General features: G+C 49.3%; 14 protein-coding genes. All 14 read left to right on the forward strand.

From position 1 onward, the window contains the following. Positions 1 to 167 precede the first annotated feature (167 nt). The 14 genes from QSV34_RS03110 (at position 168) to QSV34_RS03175 (ending at position 21,590) form a co-directional block, all read left to right on the forward strand. A complete protein-coding gene (locus QSV34_RS03110) occupies positions 168 to 764 on the forward strand; it encodes an RNA polymerase sigma factor (protein WP_289151899.1) in 597 nt (198 codons plus the stop codon). 95 nt (positions 765 to 859) lie between these two features. Continuing rightward, positions 860 to 1,831 (forward strand): FecR family protein, encoded by a 972-nt coding sequence (locus QSV34_RS03115; RefSeq protein WP_289151901.1) that lies wholly within the window; start codon positions 860 to 862, stop codon positions 1,829 to 1,831. A gap of 157 nt (positions 1,832 to 1,988) precedes the next feature. Further along, the gene (locus QSV34_RS03120) at positions 1,989 to 3,689 is read left to right on the forward strand and encodes a CRTAC1 family protein (RefSeq protein WP_289151903.1); all 1,701 of its coding nucleotides are present in this window, start codon (positions 1,989 to 1,991) and stop codon (positions 3,687 to 3,689) included. A gap of 87 nt (positions 3,690 to 3,776) precedes the next feature. Further along, complete coding sequence (locus QSV34_RS03125; protein WP_289151905.1) at positions 3,777 to 4,211, forward strand: hypothetical protein; 435 nt, start codon at positions 3,777 to 3,779, stop codon at positions 4,209 to 4,211. 211 nt (positions 4,212 to 4,422) lie between these two features. Beyond that, entirely contained in the window at positions 4,423 to 6,369 is a 1,947-nt protein-coding gene (locus tag QSV34_RS03130; protein ID WP_289151907.1) for a hypothetical protein, read from the forward strand. After that, positions 6,347 to 6,610: a hypothetical protein gene (locus tag QSV34_RS03135; RefSeq protein ID WP_289151909.1), complete on the forward strand. Its 264-nt coding sequence runs from the start codon at positions 6,347 to 6,349 to the stop codon at positions 6,608 to 6,610. Before QSV34_RS03130 ends, QSV34_RS03135 begins: the two co-directional genes overlap by 23 nt. A gap of 28 nt (positions 6,611 to 6,638) precedes the next feature. Next, positions 6,639 to 8,618 carry an ankyrin repeat domain-containing protein gene (locus tag QSV34_RS03140; protein WP_289151911.1) on the forward strand — a complete coding sequence of 660 codons (1,980 nt, stop codon included), beginning with the start codon at positions 6,639 to 6,641 and terminating at the stop codon, positions 8,616 to 8,618. Between the two features lie 306 nt (positions 8,619 to 8,924). Next, positions 8,925 to 12,098 carry a TonB-dependent receptor gene (locus QSV34_RS03145; protein WP_289151912.1) on the forward strand — a complete coding sequence of 1,058 codons (3,174 nt, stop codon included), beginning with the start codon at positions 8,925 to 8,927 and terminating at the stop codon, positions 12,096 to 12,098. Positions 12,099 to 12,247: 149 nt separating this feature from the next. Next, positions 12,248 to 13,777 (forward strand): tetratricopeptide repeat protein, encoded by a 1,530-nt coding sequence (locus QSV34_RS03150; protein WP_289151913.1) that lies wholly within the window; start codon positions 12,248 to 12,250, stop codon positions 13,775 to 13,777. Next, complete coding sequence (locus tag QSV34_RS03155) at positions 13,774 to 15,366, forward strand: hypothetical protein (RefSeq protein WP_289151915.1); 1,593 nt, start codon at positions 13,774 to 13,776, stop codon at positions 15,364 to 15,366. Before QSV34_RS03150 ends, QSV34_RS03155 begins: the two co-directional genes overlap by 4 nt. Then, a complete protein-coding gene (locus tag QSV34_RS03160; RefSeq protein ID WP_289151916.1) occupies positions 15,363 to 16,388 on the forward strand; it encodes an AAA family ATPase in 1,026 nt (341 codons plus the stop codon). The genes QSV34_RS03155 and QSV34_RS03160 overlap by 4 nt, the downstream gene beginning before the upstream one ends. Before the next feature lie 25 nt (positions 16,389 to 16,413). Beyond that, a complete protein-coding gene (locus tag QSV34_RS03165; protein ID WP_289151918.1) occupies positions 16,414 to 17,343 on the forward strand; it encodes a DUF58 domain-containing protein in 930 nt (309 codons plus the stop codon). A gap of 36 nt (positions 17,344 to 17,379) precedes the next feature. Then, positions 17,380 to 19,098: a vWA domain-containing protein gene (locus QSV34_RS03170; RefSeq protein ID WP_289151920.1), complete on the forward strand. Its 1,719-nt coding sequence runs from the start codon at positions 17,380 to 17,382 to the stop codon at positions 19,096 to 19,098. Next, entirely contained in the window at positions 19,098 to 21,590 is a 2,493-nt protein-coding gene (locus QSV34_RS03175; RefSeq protein ID WP_289151922.1) for a VWA domain-containing protein, read from the forward strand. The genes QSV34_RS03170 and QSV34_RS03175 overlap by 1 nt, the downstream gene beginning before the upstream one ends. The last annotated feature ends 104 nt before the right edge of the window (positions 21,591 to 21,694 follow it).

Here is a 21,694-nt window from a genome sequence, read left to right on the forward strand (position 1 = left end):
TCAGCGTTGAGCCAGTTCGGGTGATATTTTTGATAACCTGTTGATAATCAAAGGTATACAGCTTATCGGGCGAAGAAAGCAAACTTATTTCCGTCAAACCGTAGTAGTTTTTCTTTCTGATGCGTTAGTTCTGTAGCAAAGAAGCCTTTTCAGGTAAAAATATAACAATGAACAAGGGTAGCAGGGGCAATGTCCTCAATATCGCCGTCGACACTTCCGACAGGAGGAGGCGTTACCTTGAGCGGTTGTTTGTTGAGCACTCCGCTGCCATGCGGAATTTTTTGAGTGTGCGTGTAGCTGCCATTGATGAGTTGGATGACATTGTTCAGGAAACCTTTATTCGGCTGGCCCGGATGGAAGATATCTTCGCAAAGATGCCTGCTGACAGCAGTGGTGTCAGGCCATATCTTTTTACAATCGCGAATAGAATATTAATAGATTCTGATCGGCGTAAAAAAATACGCCGACAGTACAGAGACAGGCAGGCAGACATGCCCGCCGAGCTGGGAGACAACAGAGTGTCAAATGCATCGCCGGAATCCCTGGTGCTCGCCCGTGAGGATTTGGAAGAAGTCAGGAAGGTACTTGTCAGTATCAAACCGGAGTGGAGTCGCGCTTTTGTTCTCAGCCGGTTGCGTGGCATGCGTTATGGTGAAATCGCCCATGAAATGGGGGTATCCATCAGAACGGTCGAGAAATACATATTTAAAACGCTTATGCAGATTAAGAAGCAAGTGAAATCAGAAATGGATGACTCAAAATGATCAGGAAAATTAAAAACAGATTGATTTCGCGTAAAGCAGCCAGGGCCGTTGTTCATTCTTATTACGACCAAGCGACTGAGAATGAATATTTGCAGATGAGAAAAGAATACGGCAACAACGCTGAATTTGCCCGCGAGTATTGCGAATCCAACCAGTTGTTGGCGGCTATTGATGAGCGCAAAGAATTCTTGTCATCTTGCAGTGATATCAGAGAATTGATGGAAGGTGAGAAAGGGAAGCCTGCAATGGCCAATGTGAACTGGGGCGTCGGTGCATTGGCAATGGCGTGTCTTGTCATGTTTGTGTATATCGGGCATGGCTGGATGTTTGGGCAACCCACAGAAGTGAATGCCCCCCCGGTTAAGCGCTATGTCACCGGTGTGGGCGAAATAAAAACCATCAACCTGGAAGACGGTTCCACCATTACCCTGAATACCTCCTCAGAAATACTGGTGGTGATGACAGAAAACCTGAGGCAAATTGTTTTGCGCCGTGGTGAAGGGTATTTCGATGTCAGCAAAGACATTCAACGGCCTTTCAGTGTAGACCTTCAGGGCCGCTCAATCAGTGTTTTGGGTACGGAATTCAATGTTCGGCGTTACCAGGCCGGCTTTGAAATTTCCCTGGTGGAAGGCAGTGTTTTGCTGCATCGCCAGGAAGAAAATATGGATGTCAGCGCGCCAGCGGTTAACCCGGAAGCTGATGAACCAGTACATCACAAGGCAGACCAACAAGTGCGGATGCTGCCGAACACGGAACTGGTATTTGATTCTGAGGAAAAAATGGCGACCGTCAGCAGAGTTGACGACCTTGGCAGGCAGTTGAGCTGGAAGAAGGGCATTCTCAGTTTTAATGGGGAGCCCCTGAAAAAGGTGGTTTCCGAGTTGAATCGCTATTCCGGTAAAAAAATTGTCCTCGAAGATCAACAGCTTGGTTCCCAAAAAATATTTGCGACACTCAGCACCAATGAGATTGGCGTTGCCATCTCCGGCCTGGAAAGGGTGGCCCCTATAAAAATAATTCCATCCGTTAACAAGATCGTTATTGTTTCTAGTGAGAACTTCTAGAGCTTAGGTAGAGCTTATTTATGTTCTTTTGTAGCCGCTACAGCCTTCAAAAGACAAGAAGTCACCGGTTTGTATGCTCAGCGGAGAGTGAGTTCTGAGTTGTAAATATATTCAAATAAAAATTTCCACATAAATCTGAATCGAGGGTGGTGTAAGCATGCGTTATTTTCTTTACGTGGTTGGAGTTTTGGTATTTTTACTTCAAGCATGTGGTGGGGGTGGCGGTGGTGATGGTGGCAGTAATAGCCCCGTGCCGCCACCCACAGTAGTCACGCCTCCCACTACACCAGCTCCCGCAAACGCCAGCTTCACTGACGCCACAGACAGTAGCGGCATTGCTTATCAGCATGGCTACAATGTGCCTTTTACGTCAGGTTTTGATTTGGCGGTTGAAGATTTTTCAGGCGGTGTAGCCGCAGGTGATTACGACAACGACGGCGATATAGACCTGTTTATTGTTCGTGGAGACATCGGGCCGAACCGGCTCTATAACAACGATGGCAGCGGTGCTTTTACCGATATGGCTGCCGCTGCCGGGCTGGATTACACCCTGCCCAATTCTCAAAATGCGCGCTTGAGTGGCCCCACCTTCGCCGATATGGATGGCGACGGCGATTTGGACCTTTTTATTGGCGGCACCCTGGGCTCAGCTTCTTTTGTTTTTCAAAATAACGGCAATGGCATATTCACAGACGTAAGTAATAGTGCTGGTTTGGATGCTCTCACGGGTACCAATACAATCTCGGCGGCTTTTGGTGATTATGACCGAGATGGCGACCTGGACATGTTTCTCGCTCACTGGGGAACCCCACGAGATGCCTCTGACCCCGGTGATACCCAAAACCTGTGGCGCAACGATAGTACCAACAACACCATTCAATTTGTCAGTGTGAGCGAGCAGGCGGGAATATCCCCCGGCATTATCGCCCCTACCACACAGCCGAGCATGGATGACAATTTTGACTACAGTTTTACCCCGACCTTTGCCCGCCTTGACGACGATCTGTTGCCGGATATTGCGGTAGTGGCTGATTTTAATGTCACGCAATATTTTTTGAATATTGGCAACGGCAGCTTTATCAACAGTACCGATACAAACGTGATAACCGACAACAATGGCATGGGGTCAGCCTTTGCGGATTACGACAACGATGGCGACCTGGACTGGTTCGTTTCAGCCATTAACCGGCCAAGTATCGACCCGGATTGGATTGGCAACCGTCTGTACCAGAACCAGGGCGATGGCACCTTTACCGATGTGACCGACAGTGCTGGTGTCAGGGCGGGTGATTGGGGCTGGGGCAGCTGTTTTATGGATTTTGAAAACGATGGCGACCTGGATATCTATCAAACCAACGGCTGGGCCCGGCCTGCATTATTTCTGGACGATGTGACCCGAGCGTTTGTGTCTGATGGCAATGGCAAATTTGATGATATGGCCGACGATATTGGCCTGGATGACACCCAAAATGCCCGCGGTGTTGTCTGTGCAGACTTTGATAATGACGGCGATGTGGATATTTTTCAGACACACCGCGATTCAATGAATTCCGCTTCTTATTACCGCAACGATTCCACCGGCAATAATTACCTGAAAGTAAAGCTGAATGGTCTGGCACCCAATACAGCGGCAGCCGGGGCGAGAATTTACGCAACCATCGGCCAAACCACGCAAATGAGAGAAGTAATAATTGGCAGTAACTTCACCTCGCAAAATCCCTTGGTGCAAGTGTTTGGTTTGGGCAGTAACTCACAAGTGGACGAGCTAAAAATCCAATGGCCGGATGGTGTGGAAGAAACAAGAAATAATGTTCAGGCCGGGCAGTCTCTTGTTTTTGATCATCCTGATATTCCGTGAATAGAAATTGCTGCTTTGCTGCTCTTAGCGCTAAAGCCATTTTTCCGTTTTATTTGAAATCAACTCAGAAGATATGTGGAGCTCATTATGAATTTTAAAAAATTTTTAATTTATGTTTTGTTGGTGGGGTTTTCTTTTTCGATGCCAGTCTTGTCGGCGACTAAATCTGGTAATTTGTCGGCCGGGCCTTGGGGAGGTAGAACAAGTACGGTGTTTACGAGGTATGAAAATGATGATATGTATTTTCGGTTACGCATGTATACATATGGATCCGCAAAAGTTCATATGGAGTTGTACTCTTTTTGGGGTTGGGATCCAAGGGTTGTTTATGAAGATATTCGTGAAAATGAAGAACATAACTATACATACGATTACGATTTAGATTCTAAAGTCCTTAGAATTATATTAATTTCAAAAAATAAGGAATTATATTCAAAGGTAGTTGAAGATTTTAAAGGTGTTGACATGCTTTTTGATAGGTGCTCTGTTGGGGCATATTTTAGTTACGAAATAAATTGGTAAAATTAATTATTTGATTTTAAAGTGGCTGATGTTTTTTCCTTAAATAAACTGTTATTTATTGTGTTTATTTGGAATTTTAAAATGGGTTAACTTAGAGATCAAATTAAAATGTCAGGCGTGCCATCTTAATATATAAATATTAATGAAGTGGGTAAACATGGTTTTTTATATGTGATGATGCTCATGTAAGTTGTGGAAAGGATTGATGGATATGAAAAAAACTGTATTGATAATACTGTTGTTGGGGCTTCTGGTGGTTTTTCTTCCTTACGATTACAAGCAGAAAATATTGCATGAAGTTCTTTCGTATGATTTTTATGAAACAGATGATATGAGACCTAGTAATTTGGGCGTAGAAGAAAAAGAGCATGCCTATAGTCTGTCTCCTTTCTTTTATGTGCCATCTGAGTTTATGTCTGTTTCAATGTCCTCAGGCAAGAAACGTTCTATGGATATGTATTTTTCTTGCATGGAGAATTTTTATAAGTCAAAGGATGTTATTTCACTGTCAAAGAAGCTGCTTTCAACTGAGATGACACTGCCAGATCATGAATATCTGGATGTCTATCTTGCCGAGAAATTCCCTGGTTATGGAGGTATGGAGTTGGAAGGGTATGAAGGTAGAAAATACCTGGTGGGCGGGAAAGATAAAAATGGTCATTTTCCTGGAATGAGGCAGATGCTATTACTGAATAGCGTATATGGCCATATCAATTCGACGTCAAAATTGCGGCTATCAAAAAAAGACAAAAAAAAACTATCGAAATATTTAAAGAATGATGAATTTTTTACAGAGCTAAATAGTGATGAATTTGTTATGTCAGACTCTGCTATTGAGGAGATTTTGAATGAAATAGATGGAGGTGGCAATGGCTATAAAGCGTTTTCAAAAGAGTTTATGCGGATATACAAAGATGCGGACTTTTCCGGTGCCCATCATTTTGGTGCTAAATCTGTTTTGATGATCCCTTTTGAGAATAATGATTTGGAACTGCTTGATTTTTTTTACGATCGAGGCATGGTTTTTTATTCTCCATTATACGGTTGGGATCTGGGAAATAATCTGATAGATGCCTATTCAGGAAAATTAAACGCTGAATCGAAGAGGGCGATTGATTGGTTAGCTGAAAAAAACATACCTACTTCGGGAAAATACTTGAATTATTATAGAGATAGCCCACTTGTAGAGTACGCTACTAAAGCGCAGCGACTGTCTCATGTCAGCTATCAGGACATACCTGAAGAGGTAATAAATCGATATGATGAAAAATTAACGCCTTATTACCTGCAGGCGGGTGTGCAGAATGCTATTTCTCTTCGTAACGAGTGTTATCAGGTTTCAAGTGATTATTCTAAGGGGAAAGTTGACCTTTCCAGAAATACGCTGAAAAAATTTAATGCTTGGCTTCAGGAAAAACGTTCCGCCGGTTCCAGTGAAAGGAAGGTGGACGCCTCTCTGTTGGCAAAGTCCAGAAAGCTGTTGCCATTCAAATACCCAAAACAAGGCCATCCGGATCGTGACAAGTTGTTAGCCTTCCGGCCACTGATTGATGCTATAGGGAAATACAAGTCTTATGGCAGCTTCGGAGACGCAATATACGAGTCTGTTGCACAAGGTGATGTTGAACTCTATGAGGTTGGTGATCCGCAGTTTTTGCCGTTTCTGCTTGATGATTCTATTCGGCGAATCGACAGTTCCATTATCGAGGCTCTAGTAAAGCTGGATATAGATGTCACTGACATAGAGAAAGCCTTTTTGTTGGCTTTTTCGCAGTATAAGTTCAGTCAAAAGTCACGAATTGACTACTTCAAGAAGGTGCTCAATCTGGGCCTTGATTTTTCAAAGTATGGCGCTTCTTATCAAATGCTGATGTTATCTTTGGCGGAATTGCAAGATTACGATTCGGTTATCTATCTCGCCGAGGCGTCTGAAGGCCTTGGCGTAAATGATGATTCCCTGAATATCCTTGATTATGCGTTGTTAACCTATCGACCGAGCGATTCTCTGCTGTTGGAATCTTTGCTCAAAACAAAGGTTCCGGTGGATGATTATCACAGAGAGATTCTGAGCTGGTTGCAGAAAAATAATAATGATGACTTTTTGAAGGGGCTGGATTTGGGGATAAAGGCAGTAAATGCACAGTCAAAGCACATATAAGGCAACTTCAGGTACAGAAAAATCTGAAACAGAAGTGAATCAGCTGGTTTTCTTCTGGTGGAAGGTGCCGATACTGAAAAAATTGTCATCGCGAGCGCGGCGATCCGGCGCCTGTATTACGGAAATCAAAGCCTTGAAAAATGCTGAATTGATTGTACGCTACGCTCAACCTGCCGGTTGCCCAAATCATAGACTTGTCGCTGCGCTCGCAATGAGGGTCTGGGTTTTTCTTCTTAAATAATTGTTAACAGAAGGAATTGGATACAAAGATGAAAGGGAAAGCCGTACTGATTGGTCTTGTTTTGTCTGTTTTAATAGTGGTAATTGTGATTTATCTGTCTGAAAAGGGTGGGCTGGGCAGTCATGAAAAAACAGGTGGAATTGCCAGGGATATTGATTTGGATTTTCCCCCGGCAGAGCAGCCTTTTACTGCAGTCAGAAAAATAAAAAAAGTTTCCAATTTCCCTCAGGATAAATTAGCTATTCTTCTGGCTTCGCCCCCCAGTTTTTCCTCTTGCAAAGAAATTCTCTCTCAAAAAAACGGCCAAGGCTTGTTGCATAGTGTCTTAACGGCATCAAAAACCGGAACTTCAATTGAAGATATCTATATTGCGCTGTCCAGCATTGGGGCTCAATCGGTATACGATGAATTTATTGTCGAACACCTGTATGGCGATAGATTGCCGATAGATAGCGATAAAAAATGGGAAATAAGAGGAGAGAAGGATTTAAGTAAAAAGTTTGAGATGATAACGGACGATATGCGCAATGGATATTTTGATGGATCCAGAAGTGGCCTTGTTGCGGTACTGCAGCCGCCTTCGTCGACTTTGAGCCTGGTGGATATTGATTTTAAAGCGTTTAATCATCTTTTGAAGGAATATGGGGTTAAGGCTACGGCTGATGATGCTTCGGGGTTTATTCCTGTCCCTGAAAATGGGAAGGAAAGGCGGCGGCAGTACCTGGATGGCTTTAAATTGATTTTTGATAAGGTAGATTTTTCCAAAGCCCACCTGATTCCTGACTTTTATAAAGATGTGATTCAGCGCTTGGTGGCTACCCAAGAGTACGATGAAATCAAATTTATGGTGGAGCGGGGATTGGTGATGGATTCTCCGGTTTTGCAATGGAATGTTGCCGACCAGCTTCTTTATGTGTCGTCTAACCGTTATTCCTTTCAGTCGGGAACCGCTGAATTTGATGCGGGAAAAGCGCTTGATTTCATGAGGTGGTTGGAGAAAGAGTCTGTTCTTCCTTCTCAGTGGGTTGTCGAAAATGCAAAAAATCTGATAAAGGAGGGGTATGTCCAGGATGAGTTTTTATCGCATATCGGTCAACTGGAAGTTTACAGGGATAGATATCAAGGATATTCCAGTCCTCAGGAGACGTTACAGAAAATAGGCATAAAGCCTGATCTTGCTGCTGGTTTTAAGCAGATAGAAAAAGAGTATTTGGAATGCCTGAGTAGACTTGGAGAAAGTTCGATAGAGCATAGTGATCAAGTAGCCGAATTGTCTAAAGAGCTTGTTGATTGGTATGAAACGCAACAGTCGCTCAATTTTCAGGAAAGGGAGATTCTATTGTCCTTAGGGTCTATTGAGGCTGTGTTTCTTCTATATCAGGTAGTATCTTCTGAAAATGCTACTTTTGTCGAAGGTTTTGACCCGGAAACTATCAGGGATTTGCCGTGGAGTATTCTTAATTCAGAGAATATGCTTGAGCAAGCGAGAATGGAAATTCTCGGCGATGTCACAATAATTGATGGTATGAATGTTCCCGCATTTCTTGATGTTATGACCTCAAACATTCTTGCTCAGGATAATCATAAATACCTGTCTGGATTTATTGATCTAGGCGTCAACAGGGAGGCTATGGGAGACGCCATCTTCAGGAATTTGATAAAAAATCGATACGGCACTATTGCCAAAGAAGCTGTAAGCAGTTTTTCGCAGGCAGGTATTGATATTTATAAGCAGCGCGAGCCCGGTATATCCATACTGCATCTGCTGGTGTCTAAAGGCCATCTACCTGTTGTCAAAGCAATTGCTGAGGCTGATAATTTTCTTATTGATCCCGGTTCGCTGAATCTTCTGGATGTAGCATTGTTGAGTTACGAGCCGGAATCGACAGACATTCTGGATTACTTATTGCTATCTGATATTGAGGCTGATGAGTACCAGATGGAGGTCCTCAATGCTCTCCGTAAAAAATACCCTGATGACTCCAAAATCGCATCTTTGATGCAGTAAGTGTAGCTTCATCGTGAGCCTTACCAACCCCACTCTTTAGACTCCATTGCTGATTGTGTATCCCCCCCCCGTAATCTGTATCCTTTCTTATTCCTGAATAAGCTATCAATAAAAATATCTAAAAAATATGCACACAAGTGTGTGGGTTTTTATTTGTGGTGCGTTAGTTCTGTAGACATGCAGTCAGCATAAGGCTGTTGTCGGTCATATAAAGCGAATAACTACACAAGAGGGTGTGTAATGCTTACTAAGTCAATGAAAATTAACAGAAAACCTTTGGTTTTGGCGATTTCGGCGTCGTTGTTGATGAGTGCGCATGCGCTTGCAGGGGCAGATGACAAGGTTCAAATAGACATCAAATCCCAAAAAGCCGGTTCTGCGCTTGTAAAACTGGGTGCGATGACCGGAACCCAGATTACGGTTCCGCAATCGGTTTCAGATACCTTGCTGGTTGCAGGGGTGAAGGGTGATTACACCCTGCGGGAAGCGCTGAATCTTATGTTGAAAGACAGTGGCCTTACCTACCAGTTTGTGTCAGAAAATGATGTCAATATTGAAGCGCCAGAAAGCGAGGTGGCAGGCGACGGCAAACTGGGAAAGAAGATAGAGGTCAGTGAGGAGGTGGTGATTACCGGCTCCCAGCTATTGACCAGCCCCGGAGAACTGGATCGCCAGGTAACTACGTTCAGCCGTGAAGATATTGACCGAACCGGTGCAACCACCTTTGCGGAATTTATGCGCAGCTTGCCACAGAACCTTGATGCTCCCAGTGAAAACGGCGCGGGCTTTGCCGGTAGTTTCGGTGGCGCCCAGAACTTTTTTGGCGCTGCTGGTGTAAACCTCCGCGGCTTGGGGGAACGTGGCACTCTGGTTCTGGTTAATGGCCGCCGTACTGCTCGCGGTGGTGTATTTGGCGATGTTGTTGATATCACCAAATTCCCCATCGCCCAGATTGAGCGTGTTGAGCTTATTCTTGACGGTGCCTCATCCATCTACGGCGCCGATGCGGTAGGTGGCGTTGTCAATATTATTACCCGCAAGGACTATGAAGGGGTGGCGCTGAATGTAACCCATGTATCACCGGCGGATGCAGGGGGTGAGCAAACCACGGTTTCTGTGGCGGGTACTTTTTCCTGGGGTAGCGGTAGCCTGACCACCACTTACCAGTATTTTAAGCAGGAAGATGTGCTGGGTGATCAGCGGGATAATCGTTTTCGCACCCGGCCCGATTCCCTGGGGCTTCTTCCTTCGGGGAGCCCCGGCAACATTGAAGCGGGCTCTGTCTTTACCAGTAACGGCAATGTGACTTTTCCATTGTATGCACTGGATGCCAATGGCAATGCGGTGGCAGCAGATGATCCCAGTGCTGTGCCCGGAACGGAAGTGTTTCGCGCTCAGCTTCCGGTGAGCTCTGGCGGCACCTTGTCACTGCAGGATTTTGTGGGGCGTGATCCTGTCGCTGGCGAATTGGCGGAAGCGGGGCTCAGTTTGATCCCCGGCCGTGAACAACATTCCATTCGTTTTGATTTGACACAGCAAATAACCGATACCATCAATCTTTCTGCGGATTTGAGCTACGCTCCTGGCGACACGATGTCCTTTGAAAGTAACCAGGTGCTTCAGTTTAACACTCAGGGTTTGGATATCGGTGGTGCCAATACCTTGAACCCCTTTCCCGGGCGCCAGGTTATAAGAGCTGAATTTCCGTTCTTGCCGGACGCACAGCGGTTTACTGACAAGGAAGACATAAGTTTTACATTCCGCTTTGATGGAAAAATTTCCGAAAGCTGGAATTGGGCACTGGATGGCACTTACAGTAACTCCGACAATCAGGGGGAACGTCGGGACTTTTTATCGAGATCTATCGACTTTTTCCTGACCAACCCGGACTCCACTTCTGACAGAAACCCATTCCGGGATCTTGCCAACCCTCCCAATGTGTTCCTGTCGCCCTTGCTGGGCTTTGAATCAGAACAAGCCTTGCGAGAAGGTATTCTTACCGATTCGGCACGCACAGCCAGTGACAATACGGATAAAAGCCTGGAGTTGACGGTGAATGGTGATCTGTTTGCCCTGCCAGCGGGCACTGTGCGAAGCCTGTGGGGTATTGGTACCCGTGAGGAAGAGAATGACCTGTTTGATGAAAGCGGCACATTAACTACTTCAGATAACATCAATCCGTTTTCATTCAATCAGATATTTGGTTTGAACTTCGAGCAAAACCTGAGAAGAACCACAGACTTTGTGAAAGGGGAGTTACACATTCCGGTACTGGAAGATCTGCCTTTGATTAAAAGTATGGACATTATCTTGTCCGGTCGTTATGAAGAGGTCACTTCTTTTGGGTTTGAACAGGTAGATGAAGATAATCCAGATCAGATCATCCCAAGAAATATCGATGACTCTGAAAGCTCCTGGTCGCTGGGCCTGGTTTGGCGCCCTGTGGACTGGATGCAACTTCGCGCCAATAAAAATACATCATACAGCTTGCCAGGTGTTAGCCAGTATGTGCTGCCGACCCGGTTACTGAGTAGCAGCATCTTTTTCCGGGATGATGACGGTAACTTCCAGCGCTTTCCGACCAGGCGCATCGATGGCGGTAACCCTGAATTAGGGCCGGAGCAAAATGAAACCGTCAGTATCGGGTTAAACATCAATCACCCTGCTTTGCCGGAGTTGATGTTTGATCTAAACCTTCATTCCAACAAGCTGACGGAAAGGTTTGGCTCATACCCTGGGGCTTTCTTTAATCACCCTGATCAGTTGTTCGAATTTGGGCCAGGCCGTCCGGATTGGACGTTTGATGAAGCGAGCGGCTTCTGGGTTCAGGATCAACGACTCTTTAACCTGGGTCGGACCGCCACAAAAGGACTGGATCTCAACCTGAGTTATAACGTGCTTGAAACCGCTGTGGGTGATTTCGATGCCAATCTGAATTACGGCTATCTGGGCAAAGCGGATTCAGTTCGTGTAGCAGGGGAGTGCTTTAATTGCAGTGACTTCTCTGTTGCATCAAGAACGGCGGTGGTCAATCGCGTGGAACGGGTAGCGTTTATCGATCCTGACGCCATGACTGAAGCTCCATTTACAGCCATTCCCCAACATACTGCCCGGTTCCGCCTGGGCTGGGAGTACGGGGCGGTCAGAGCGGATATCACCAAAACTTATGCCTCCAGCACGGTGAAAGAAATTCGTCGCTTTACCGACGATGGCCCCGTTTCTGGCACCAGTGTGGTCAACCCGGCCAACGAGGTGACCCTGGCTGTTCGCTATGATTTTGACAGGATGGAATCTGCCCCTGAGTGGTTACAGGGCACCGTGCTTGGCTTGAACATTCCCAACCTCTTCAACGATCAGTCGGAGTTTATTCTTACCCCCACGATCGAAAGTCAAGACAATCTGGGGAATTTCGATTCAATTCTGTCCCGCCCCAGAGGGCGCGCTTTTACGCTGACACTTCAGAAAAATCTGGAAATCTGATCACTGGAACAGAAAGCCTCAGGGATGAGGCATTGTCAGGTGTAATTGCAGTTTCAACCTTAAATCACTCACCAATTGGAGATGTTTGTTCGTTGGTGGGTGATTTTCCTGTTTTTTTATGGATAGAAATGGTTAATCGCCCTTAAACCATGATGCGTACTTTGCAGTTTTACCAAAACGTGTTGGCCTTCTTGTGTGTTTTATTGGCAGCCGCTGTAACGGCGGCGGAGGAGTTGGCTGGCCCTGTCCAGTTACCTGTTGAAATAGCGGGTGGCTACCTGGTTGTGCCGCTGGATATGGCGGCAGATAACGGCAACCCGGAAGAGTTGGCTCTGCTGCTGGATCTGGGGTCACCGGATACCGTGTCTCTTGCCCGTATTGCACACAGCTTGCTTGGCCTGGGCAAAGCCAGTGTGCTGACCCTGACGAATGAAACCAACAATCAGTTGTCGGTTCCGGTCAGCGATATTGGCCTGTATGAGAATAAGCGTGAACTGGATGAAATATCCCGCCTTCACAATGATATTCTGAAAGAGCGCAAAGTGGCCGGCGTAATCGGCTACGGCCTGTTGCGCCAATACCGTGTCACTCTGGAATTGGCTGAAAAAAAACTCACGATTGAAAATGCCCAACCGGGAGTCGCGATTCAGTCCCTGAATGCAGATGTGGTGCTGTCTCCTGTGGTTAAACAGGGTGAAGTACCTGTTCTGCCGCTGGTGCTGGCCAATGGTGAACAATCTTCCATGCTGCTCGGCAGCCGAGGCAAAGACAGTTACATTGGCACAAATCTGGTGGCCCAGTTTGACTACCCGGATAATACCGTTGGTGCGGTGACGATTGCCGGAGCCCTGCCGGGAATGGCTGTGAACCTTTCCGAATACGTGGCCTTCAGGCCGGCGCAATTTGCCGACAAATACAAGGTAAAGGCGGCTGCTGAGGGTTTTCAGTCTGGCATAAATCTGTTGAGCCACTTTCGAATTGTGTTCGATGATGCCAATAATTACCTGGCATTGACCCAGGTTAAGGCTGCCGATTTTCCCTATGAAGACCTGGCGTACTTTAAAGCCCGCACGGTTGGCGATAGCGAAGCCCTGCGCAGTTACCTGTCAAAATACCCGGACAAGAGGCTGAGCAAAGAGGCGGCTGAACTCAGGGTTCAATGGTTACTGGCTGAAGGGCGGAGCTCGGAGGACATCTATCAAGCCGTCTCCCAGGTTATAGACCTCACTCAGGAAATGCGCAGAGCAGAAACGGCTCACCATTATATTGTTGAACTGTCGAACCTGCCGGACGTACTGCCACTGCTCGAAGACATCGGCAAACTGGGGATTTCATTCAGCGGTGCAGCGCTGGATGGCCAGTTAACCAACTATATTTATGCAGAGCTGGGGCTTCAGGCCTATAAGCAAGGTCAGTTGAAAACCGCTTGGGAGTATCTGTTGTCGGCGGCTTTTGGCCGGCCGGAAGACTTGCGGGTCACACTGGCTCTGGGGCGGGTGTACGAACAGCAGAAACGTTATCGGCGTGCCTACGCCCGTTATAAAGCGGTGGCCAGCCAGCCCTACTATCGTCTTGGCCTGGACAAAATTCTTACCGCCCCGGTGCTCAATGCCTGCATTGACGACGCCAAAGTGGCTATGAAAAACATAGCCCACAAAGTACCCGAGTTGGAAAGATGACAGAGAAAACCCCGCAAAACAGCTTGGATGGGCAAAGTTTGGGTGGTGCACCTGAACGGGGTGGGGCCGAGTTTCAGAAAATATCCACCAGTCTGAATGGCCTTGCGAAAACCGGTAGCCAGATAATCAGAAACTGGCGTCTGCACAATGCCCTGCATCAGTACTTTGGCACCGCCTTGCGTTGGCTGTTTGTATTTCCCATTGTTTCCTGGGGAGTGCTCAGTGTGTTTGGCGCCAGTTGGGGGAGCCGTGGTTGGCCTCTGCTGCTGGTTGCCCTGGCGCTGCTGGTTGTGTGGTATCTGTGTTGCGTACTTGCCAGGGGGTTGCGCAAAAGCTCACGGCTGCAGGCTCTGAATCTGTGCGATCGCCAACTGGGTTTGAACGGTCGCCTGGTGATTGCAGATGAGTTTCTGAAGGCCGACAAAAAAAGCGGGTTTGTTCGCGCTGCCATTGTTGATGCTGAGTGCAGCTTGCAAAAGCTGGACACCACCTCCCTGCGACCTTTGGTGGCGGTTAAACCGGTTCTGGGTATCCCTCACTGGCTGGGTTCAGCGGCTGCTGTCATGGTGTTTTTCACGGCTTTTCTGATTACGCCTCAAGGCCAGGGGAGCAGGGTCAATGGCAATGAAGTCAGCCATGTGACGGGGGCCGAAACCTCGGGCTGGGCAACGGGCACATCTTCCCTTTCCAGGCTGGGTAATTCCCCGGAACCTCAGGAGCCGGCCTCTCGACAGAGCAGCAACAACCTGGAGAGCGAGGTTGCTGAGGCGGCGCAGTTGCGCTCACAGCCAGGCAGTGGTTTGCAAACAAGCGATACCACTGCGAGTAAATCGTCGAGCGCGATCAGCTCTTCAGGTGCCGACAGCGGCGCGGGCTCAGAAGGTAGTGTCGCCTCTGCCCAGTCGAAAAAACAGGCTGAGGGCTCCAGGAATCCCCGCCCTGCAAGAAGTCGGAATAGACAGAACTCCGCTTCGTCACAGGGCAGTGAGCTGTTGGCCAATGCGGGTAACGGTTTTGGAAGTGGCGGATCATCCAGGACACAGTCAGAGGGCAAGGTTGGTAATACGGCCAAAACCCGCACCGGGGAACACCCGGCCACAGCAACCGATGTGGACAATGAGCCAGACGAGAATGCTCAGCAAAAGACATCTTCGGCACCTTCATTATCTCTGAATACGCGCACGCCATCGCCCAGCCGTGAAGCGGGTGGCCTCGGCTTGCCACCCATCCCCCTTGACAGACCTGACAGGGAGAGCGTCCTCAGGGGAGGCAAAGGCGGTGTTAAGAAAAGTCGCGGAGTGCCTTCGCTTATTCTTGGCGTGCCAACACGAGACTATTTTTCCGGTACGCCAAACGCCAACAGCTTTAAAACCAAGCAGGAAAAAATACCTCCCCAGCAACTATCAACAGAGCCCCAGCAGGCTCAACGCTATTTCAAAAGAAGGGCGATGGCCGGTCAGGTAGTGGCCCCTGAAGTCAGCGAGCAGTGGCAGCGAACGCTGATTAAAAATTACTTTTTATCGAATAAACGTTATTTGAAATCCGCCGCTCAGGCGGAAAGTAAAAATACTGAGGAATCCAATCCATGAAATCAGAAAACTCTGTGGAAGATGTCGATGCAGCCCGTGACGCAGCGGATCGCTTTCGGAGTATTTACGCCGATATCAAAAGCCAGGTGTGTGAAATGATGGTCGGCCAGGACGAGGTAATCGATGGTGTGATGACCGCTCTTTTTGCCGGAGGCCACGTGCTGCTGGAAGGTGTGCCGGGGCTGGGCAAAACCATGTTGGTCAACAGCCTCAGCAAAGCGGTTGGTACGGAGTTTTCCCGAATTCAGTTTACCCCTGATCTGATGCCTGCCGATATTCAGGGGTCTTCGGTGTTGGTGGAGACTCCCGAAGGTGGTCAGGAGCTGGAATTTCAGGAAGGCCCGCTGGTGTCCAATCTGGTTCTGGCCGATGAGATTAACCGCGCCACCCCCAAGACTCAGTCGGCACTGCTGGAGGCCATGCAGGAGCGCCAGGTAACCGTGGGCAAACGCACTATAAAACTCGAAGAACCGTTTTGTGTTCTGGCCACGCAAAACCCTGTGGAACAGGAGGGCACCTACCCACTGCCAGAAGCCCAGCTGGACCGGTTTTTGTTCAAGCTCGTGGTGGGCTATCCGAAAGAGCAGGATTACCACACCATTCTGGATAGAACCACCGGTGGAGAAGTGCCGGTTATTACCGCAGCCACCGACGGTGCAGAAGTGATTGATATGCGCAATATCGTTCGTCAGGTGCCCGTGCCACAGCATGCCAAAACCTACGCCATACATCTGGTGATGGGCACCCAGCCAGGCAGTGACTATGCCCCGGAATTGGTTAATGAATACGCTGCCCTGGGGTCATCTCCCCGAGGCGCCCAGTCCCTGCTGTTGGCTGCCAAGGTTCGCGCGCTTCTGGACAATCGCTTTGCGGTTAATTGCCAGGATATTGCGGATGTGGCGGTGCCCGTTCTGAGGCACCGCATTGTGATCAATTTTCACGGCCAGTCAGACAACATCAGTGATGAGCAGTTGATTCGGGAAATTGTAAAAACCGTAAAAGAACCGAATCAGGTTTCATAAAAAATCGCATGGTTACGGTTTGGCTATGAATAATTCGGTCTCTTACCAGGAGCTGTTTGATCCGGACTTTCTCAATTCCCTCGCTCATCTGTCGATGACCGTGAGGCGGGTTGCCGGGGGCGGGCGCTATGGCGAGCGTTTGTCCCGTGATATGGGTACCGGCGTGGAGTTCAAGGACTTTCGCCCATACGCCAAAGGGGATGACCTGCGCTCCATCGACTGGAACATTTACCGGCGTTTGGGAAAGGTGTTTATCCGGCTGTTTGATGAGCAGCAGGACATGCCGCTGTATTTTATGCCGGATATTTCCGAGAGTATGTTTCTGTCGGAAAAAGCCCATGGTGGCGCCAGTAGCACTCGCGCCCTGGCGGCGTTCAGGGCGGTGCTGGCACTGACTGCGGTGACCACCAACCATCACGACAGCGCCGGGTTATTTCCTTTTGGCAAACAGCTTCAGGTTGTTTTGAAGAGCAAAACCGGCAAAGCCAGTCTGATGGCTTTTGCCCGTCATATGTCGCAATTACAACCACAATCTCAGAGCAACCTGGTGCAGTCGCTGAAAAAAATGGCGAGCATGAATATGCGCCCAGGAGTGCTGGTTATTGTCAGCGATTTTTTTCTCGCCGATGGTTTGCAAGAACTGGCGACTGCGCTGCGCTCTGTTCGCCACAAGCTGCTGTTTATTCAGGTGACCCGGAAGCTGGATTCTGACCCTCGATTGCAGGCCGACCTCAATGGCGAGGTGCGTTTGACGGATTGCGAGAGCGGCGAGTTCGCAGATATTGCCATTACGCCCCAGATTGTTGCCCGTTATCAGCAGGCCTACAAACAATTTAATGAAGAACTCAGTGGCATCGCCGCCAGCAATCGCGCGGGCCTGTTGCAGCTGGATGCGGATGAAAATGTCGTGGAACAACTGTCGGTTTTGTTCCAGTCCGGCAGCCTGTCTGTTTAAGCGCAGCTGGGTGATGATATGAATATGAGAGCGTAAATGACATTTAGCAATTTATCCTCAATAACCGTGATCTCGGGTTTGCTGGTATGCGCGGGTATTCTGTATGCCCTGCAATGGTTGCGTATTCGTCACCGCCAGAAAACAGTAGCCACGATGCTGTTTTGGCGTCAGGCGATTACCGATGCGCCGGTAAAAACCTTCTGGGAAAAATTTCACTACTGGTGGTTCTTTTTGCTGTCCCTGCTGATTTGTTCCCTGATCTGGCTGGCTGTGGCCGGGCCACAGTGGGACCGAGACCCCGATGCCAACTTCACCGTATTGGTTTTGGATGGCTCGGCGGGCATGGCGAAAGGTGATCGCTTTCAGCAAGCCGTCAGTGCCCTGCAAGCTGATTTGTCAGAGCTGCCTGAAAACCGTCGCCAGGTTGTCTGGGCCGGTGCTGCGGTGGCGACATTGTTGCATTCCGGGGAGCATGAATTGCTGTTAACCGAGCGCCTGAGAGGGCGCCTGCCTGAGGCGGCCCCCGCTTCAATTGAGCGCTATCTGCGCCATCTGGGCAACCTCGCCAGGGAGTCCGGTGATGTTCAGGTTCGATTTTATGGTGACGCGCCACTGGCAACTTCGCTACTGGATAGCCTGCCAGGCCATTTGCAGGTTTTGCGCGTTGCCTCACCAGCCAGTACAACAATGAATAACCGGGGAATTACCGCGTTGGGGGTTGCCGAAGCCCAGTCCGGCGACTGGGGCAAGGTAGACATTTATGTTCGCGTAGACGGAACTATGCCCGACACCATCGACCCGCCGGATATTCAAATCACACTGGGCGGTGAGTCGCTTGATCACCAACAAACACCCATCTTGTCCGAAGGTGGAGCCTACAGTTTTCATTTGCTGGATGTGCCCGCAAATGGTTTGTTGTTAACCGTTGCCATTGGCAGTGATGACTTTCTACTGGATGACAGCGCCAGTATCACGCTGCCTTCCAGAAAGCCGGTGCGCGTTCAATTGTCCGCTTCACTGGACGAGTCGTTGAAAACCGTATTGCTGAGTGACCCGGCAATAGCGGTTGTTGAAAACAATGCCGATGTGGTTATTCGCCGCCAGGGGGAAAGTCTCGGCCAGGGCTTACCAGCGATTGAGCTGGTTGCCGCTGAACAGCAACAGCAGGCATTTGTCTTTAGTTATCCTGAAAACCTCGAATCTCACGGGGATTTGGCCGCTGTCGTTCAGACGGTGGGGCTGGATCAGATTGATGCGACCGGGTTAGCTGAACAGCACGGGCGACCGATTGAGGTATCCATCTTGCCCGGCGAAGGCTGGCGGTTGTCAATGTGGCAGGAGCTGATCGGGCCGGATTACAACCTGGTAAAAAGCCGTACCTTTCCGTTGTTGATGTCGAAAACTATCCGTTGGCTGGCGGGTACTGGCGGTTGGTTTCCGTACCTGGCGGCTGGTGACATCGCTTACCCAAGAGATATACCCCGGCAGGGTTTGGAGCACAGCAGCTACATCGATTCGGTGGCGCCACTGGTATTTCCTGTGGCGGGTGAAGCAGCCATAAGCGATGAGACAACATTGGCCGTTTCGCTGCTGGATAGCGAGCTGACTCTGTATGAGGCAACGGCGACGCTGGACGCTGAACAGAGTGCCATCACCCCATCAGCCGTGCTTGATTTAACGGATTGGTTGTTGCTGGCAGCGTTATTGTTGCTGGCCGGTGAATGGATGTTGTATCAACGGGGGCGGATGCCCTGATGAATATAGCCATCGAATTTTTAAATCCGGGCTATCTGGTTTTACTGCTGGCGGCTGCGGCAATCTGGTTTTTTCCGAAGCGGGGTATTGATCGAAAGCAGGGGGTACTGCGAACCCTGTTGCTGGTGTTGCTGATTCTATCGCTGGCAAAACCGGCCTTTCTTGTACCCGATGATCGACGTTACCAGGTGTTTGTAATCGACCGCTCTGCCAGCCTGAGCGAGCTGCAGCGTACCCAGGGCGAAGCTGTTCTGGCCAACATGATTGATTCCCTTGAAGACAATGCGAATATTTCTGTTATCAGCGTCGGCGATACGGGAAATTCTCCAGAGATTGCCAAAAGCCATAGCCTTTATACAGTGAACAATCTGCTCAGTGAATCGGACATTGGAACGGCACTGCAAGCGGCAGTCAATTTGATCCCTGAAGGCGGCAGTGGCGCCATCACCTTGATTTCTGATGGCCTGGCCACCGACCGCAGTTGGGCCAGTGTGGCGAAAATCATAGCCGACAGGGGGATACCGCTGAACAGCTATGACTTGGGGCTCGACCTGAGCGATATATATCCGGCAGAGATAGTCGTTGATGGCCCGGTGAGTGCCGGTCAGACATTTCAGGTGGGTGTTGTGGTCGCCGGGAAGTCATCGGCTGTGCAAGTGCGTTTGCTCGATGACAGTCAGCAAGAGATTGCCCGCTCAGCGGTTTTTTCCAGCGAGGGGCGCACACAGGTTGCTCTGGATGTGGAGCTGGATAAACCGGGTTTTTCATCCCTCACTGTTGAGGTGATGGCACTTTCCAATGACAGCAATCCAGACAACAATCGCCTTGTTCATACTCTGGCCGTACAGGGTGATACCCAGGTGTTATACATCGGCCAGCAGGTTTATGGCGGCGCCGAAGCGCTGGCAAATGTATTGGGTACTGGCTTCCAGGTGGTCGCCAGCGATAATCAACAGCTGCATGGCAACTTCGATTTCAGTGGCTACGACCTGGTGGTTATCGACGATATGCCAGCCAGCGGCCTGAGTGAGCCGTTTCAGGAGCGTTTGAAAGTTGCCGTGGCTGAAACTGGCCTGGGGGTTATTTTTTCTGGCGGTGAGTCATCGTTTGGGCCGGGCGGTTACTACAACACCCACGTGGCTGATTTGTTGCCTGTTGAACTGCAAAAAAAGAGCGATAAAAAAGACCCCACTACGGGCCTGGCCATCATTATTGACTCATCCGGCTCCATGCAGGGCACCCGCCTGGATATTGCCAAGCAGGTGGCCCGGCTGGCTGTTCAGGGGCTGCAACCCTATGACCAGATCGGCATTGTGGAATTTTATGGCGCCAAACACTGGGCCGTTCCCATGCAGCCGGTGGCCAACAAAATTGAAGTGGACCGTGCCATTGGCCGTGTGCAGGCCATAGGTGGAACGGTTTTATACCCTGCCATTGAAGAGGCCTATTTCGGCCTGAAAAATCTCGACACACGTTTCAAACACCTGTTGATTTTGACCGATGCCGGTGTTGAAGACAGCAATTACGAGGCCTTGCTTCGTCGGGTCAGCAAAGACGGTATTAACGTATCCACTGTGCTGATTAACTCCGATGTGCACGGAAATGCCATGCGCAATATGGCCAACTGGGGCAAGGGGCGATTTTATTCGGTTTCAGATCGCCAGAGCCTGGTGGAACTGGTGTTAAAGCAACCCTTTAAAAAACAGCCTCCGGTTTACAAACAAGGGGAGTTTCCACTGAAGTCCAGCAGCGGCAAAGGCTGGTGGGGCGACGTTGACCGCAGCCGCATTCCCGGTTTGCAGGGCTACATGGAAGTGTCGTTGCGAAACGATGCGGAGTCCATCCTGGATGTCGCCGGCAACCGCCACCCGGTATTGGCCAGTTGGCGATATGGCCAGGGCAGGGTGACCGCGCTAATGACAGAACTGGTGGGCGCTGATACCGCTGGCTGGCGGCAGTGGAGCGATTATGGCCGTTTGCTCAGCCGGGTATTGCGCCGCAGCAGCCGCCAATCCGAACCTTTCTCCTATCGCTTGCAGCGCAAAGATGATGAGTTGTCCGTGCATGTACGTCTGCTCACTCAGCGCCCCGACAACTTGCAGGGGCAACGCCTGAATGCCCGTGGCCAGGTGGATGAGATCCTGAGCTTCGAACGCGTGGCTCCAGATATCTTCAGAGCCACAATAAAAATAGACCCACAGGCTGACGCCTTTATTCAGATCAATGGCCAGAAATTGGTGTCTCGGGCGCGAGATGCGCAGGTACCAGAAAGCCAGGTAGACCCTGATCGGGGCATCGACCTGGCAGAACTTTCTGCGGCCACTGGCGGTATTGATATAAGCCAGGAGAACGGCCTGCTGCCGCTGGTAGCAGATAAAGAAGGAACGGTGAAAGTACAGGAAATCTGGCCTTTGCTGTTGGCATTGGCATTGCTGACGTATTTACTTGAATTGCTGTATCGCCGCTGGCCCAAATCACGAGCTGCCCATTAATTCCATGAAAAAAATGACAACAACAGCTGCACAACTATTGCTATTTACCGTGCTGTCCACTGCCGCTATGGCCACAGTGGCATCACCGGCTGCTGCCAGCCTTG

Origin of the sequence: Porticoccus sp. W117 (assembly GCF_030341905.1) — a bacterium.
Taxonomy (GTDB): domain Bacteria; phylum Pseudomonadota; class Gammaproteobacteria; order Pseudomonadales; family Porticoccaceae; genus SCSIO-12696.

Bases quoted from the DNA above. Each gene is read 5' to 3' on its own strand.
- QSV34_RS03110 (WP_289151899.1), top strand. From the start codon at position 168: ATGAACAAGGGTAGCAGGGGCAATGTCCTCAATATCGCCGTCGACACT.
- QSV34_RS03115 (WP_289151901.1), top strand. From the start codon at position 860: ATGAGAAAAGAATACGGCAACAACGCTGAATTTGCCCGCGAGTATTGC.
- QSV34_RS03120 (WP_289151903.1), top strand. From the start codon at position 1,989: ATGCGTTATTTTCTTTACGTGGTTGGAGTTTTGGTATTTTTACTTCAA.
- QSV34_RS03125 (WP_289151905.1), top strand. From the start codon at position 3,777: ATGAATTTTAAAAAATTTTTAATTTATGTTTTGTTGGTGGGGTTTTCT.
- QSV34_RS03130 (WP_289151907.1), top strand. From the start codon at position 4,423: ATGAAAAAAACTGTATTGATAATACTGTTGTTGGGGCTTCTGGTGGTT.
- QSV34_RS03135 (WP_289151909.1), top strand. From the start codon at position 6,347: ATGCACAGTCAAAGCACATATAAGGCAACTTCAGGTACAGAAAAATCT.
- QSV34_RS03140 (WP_289151911.1), top strand. From the start codon at position 6,639: ATGAAAGGGAAAGCCGTACTGATTGGTCTTGTTTTGTCTGTTTTAATA.
- QSV34_RS03145 (WP_289151912.1), top strand. From the start codon at position 8,925: ATGAGTGCGCATGCGCTTGCAGGGGCAGATGACAAGGTTCAAATAGAC.
- QSV34_RS03150 (WP_289151913.1), top strand. From the start codon at position 12,248: ATGATGCGTACTTTGCAGTTTTACCAAAACGTGTTGGCCTTCTTGTGT.
- QSV34_RS03155 (WP_289151915.1), top strand. From the start codon at position 13,774: ATGACAGAGAAAACCCCGCAAAACAGCTTGGATGGGCAAAGTTTGGGT.
- QSV34_RS03160 (WP_289151916.1), top strand. From the start codon at position 15,363: ATGAAATCAGAAAACTCTGTGGAAGATGTCGATGCAGCCCGTGACGCA.
- QSV34_RS03165 (WP_289151918.1), top strand. From the start codon at position 16,414: ATGAATAATTCGGTCTCTTACCAGGAGCTGTTTGATCCGGACTTTCTC.
- QSV34_RS03170 (WP_289151920.1), top strand. From the start codon at position 17,380: ATGACATTTAGCAATTTATCCTCAATAACCGTGATCTCGGGTTTGCTG.
- QSV34_RS03175 (WP_289151922.1), top strand. From the start codon at position 19,098: ATGAATATAGCCATCGAATTTTTAAATCCGGGCTATCTGGTTTTACTG.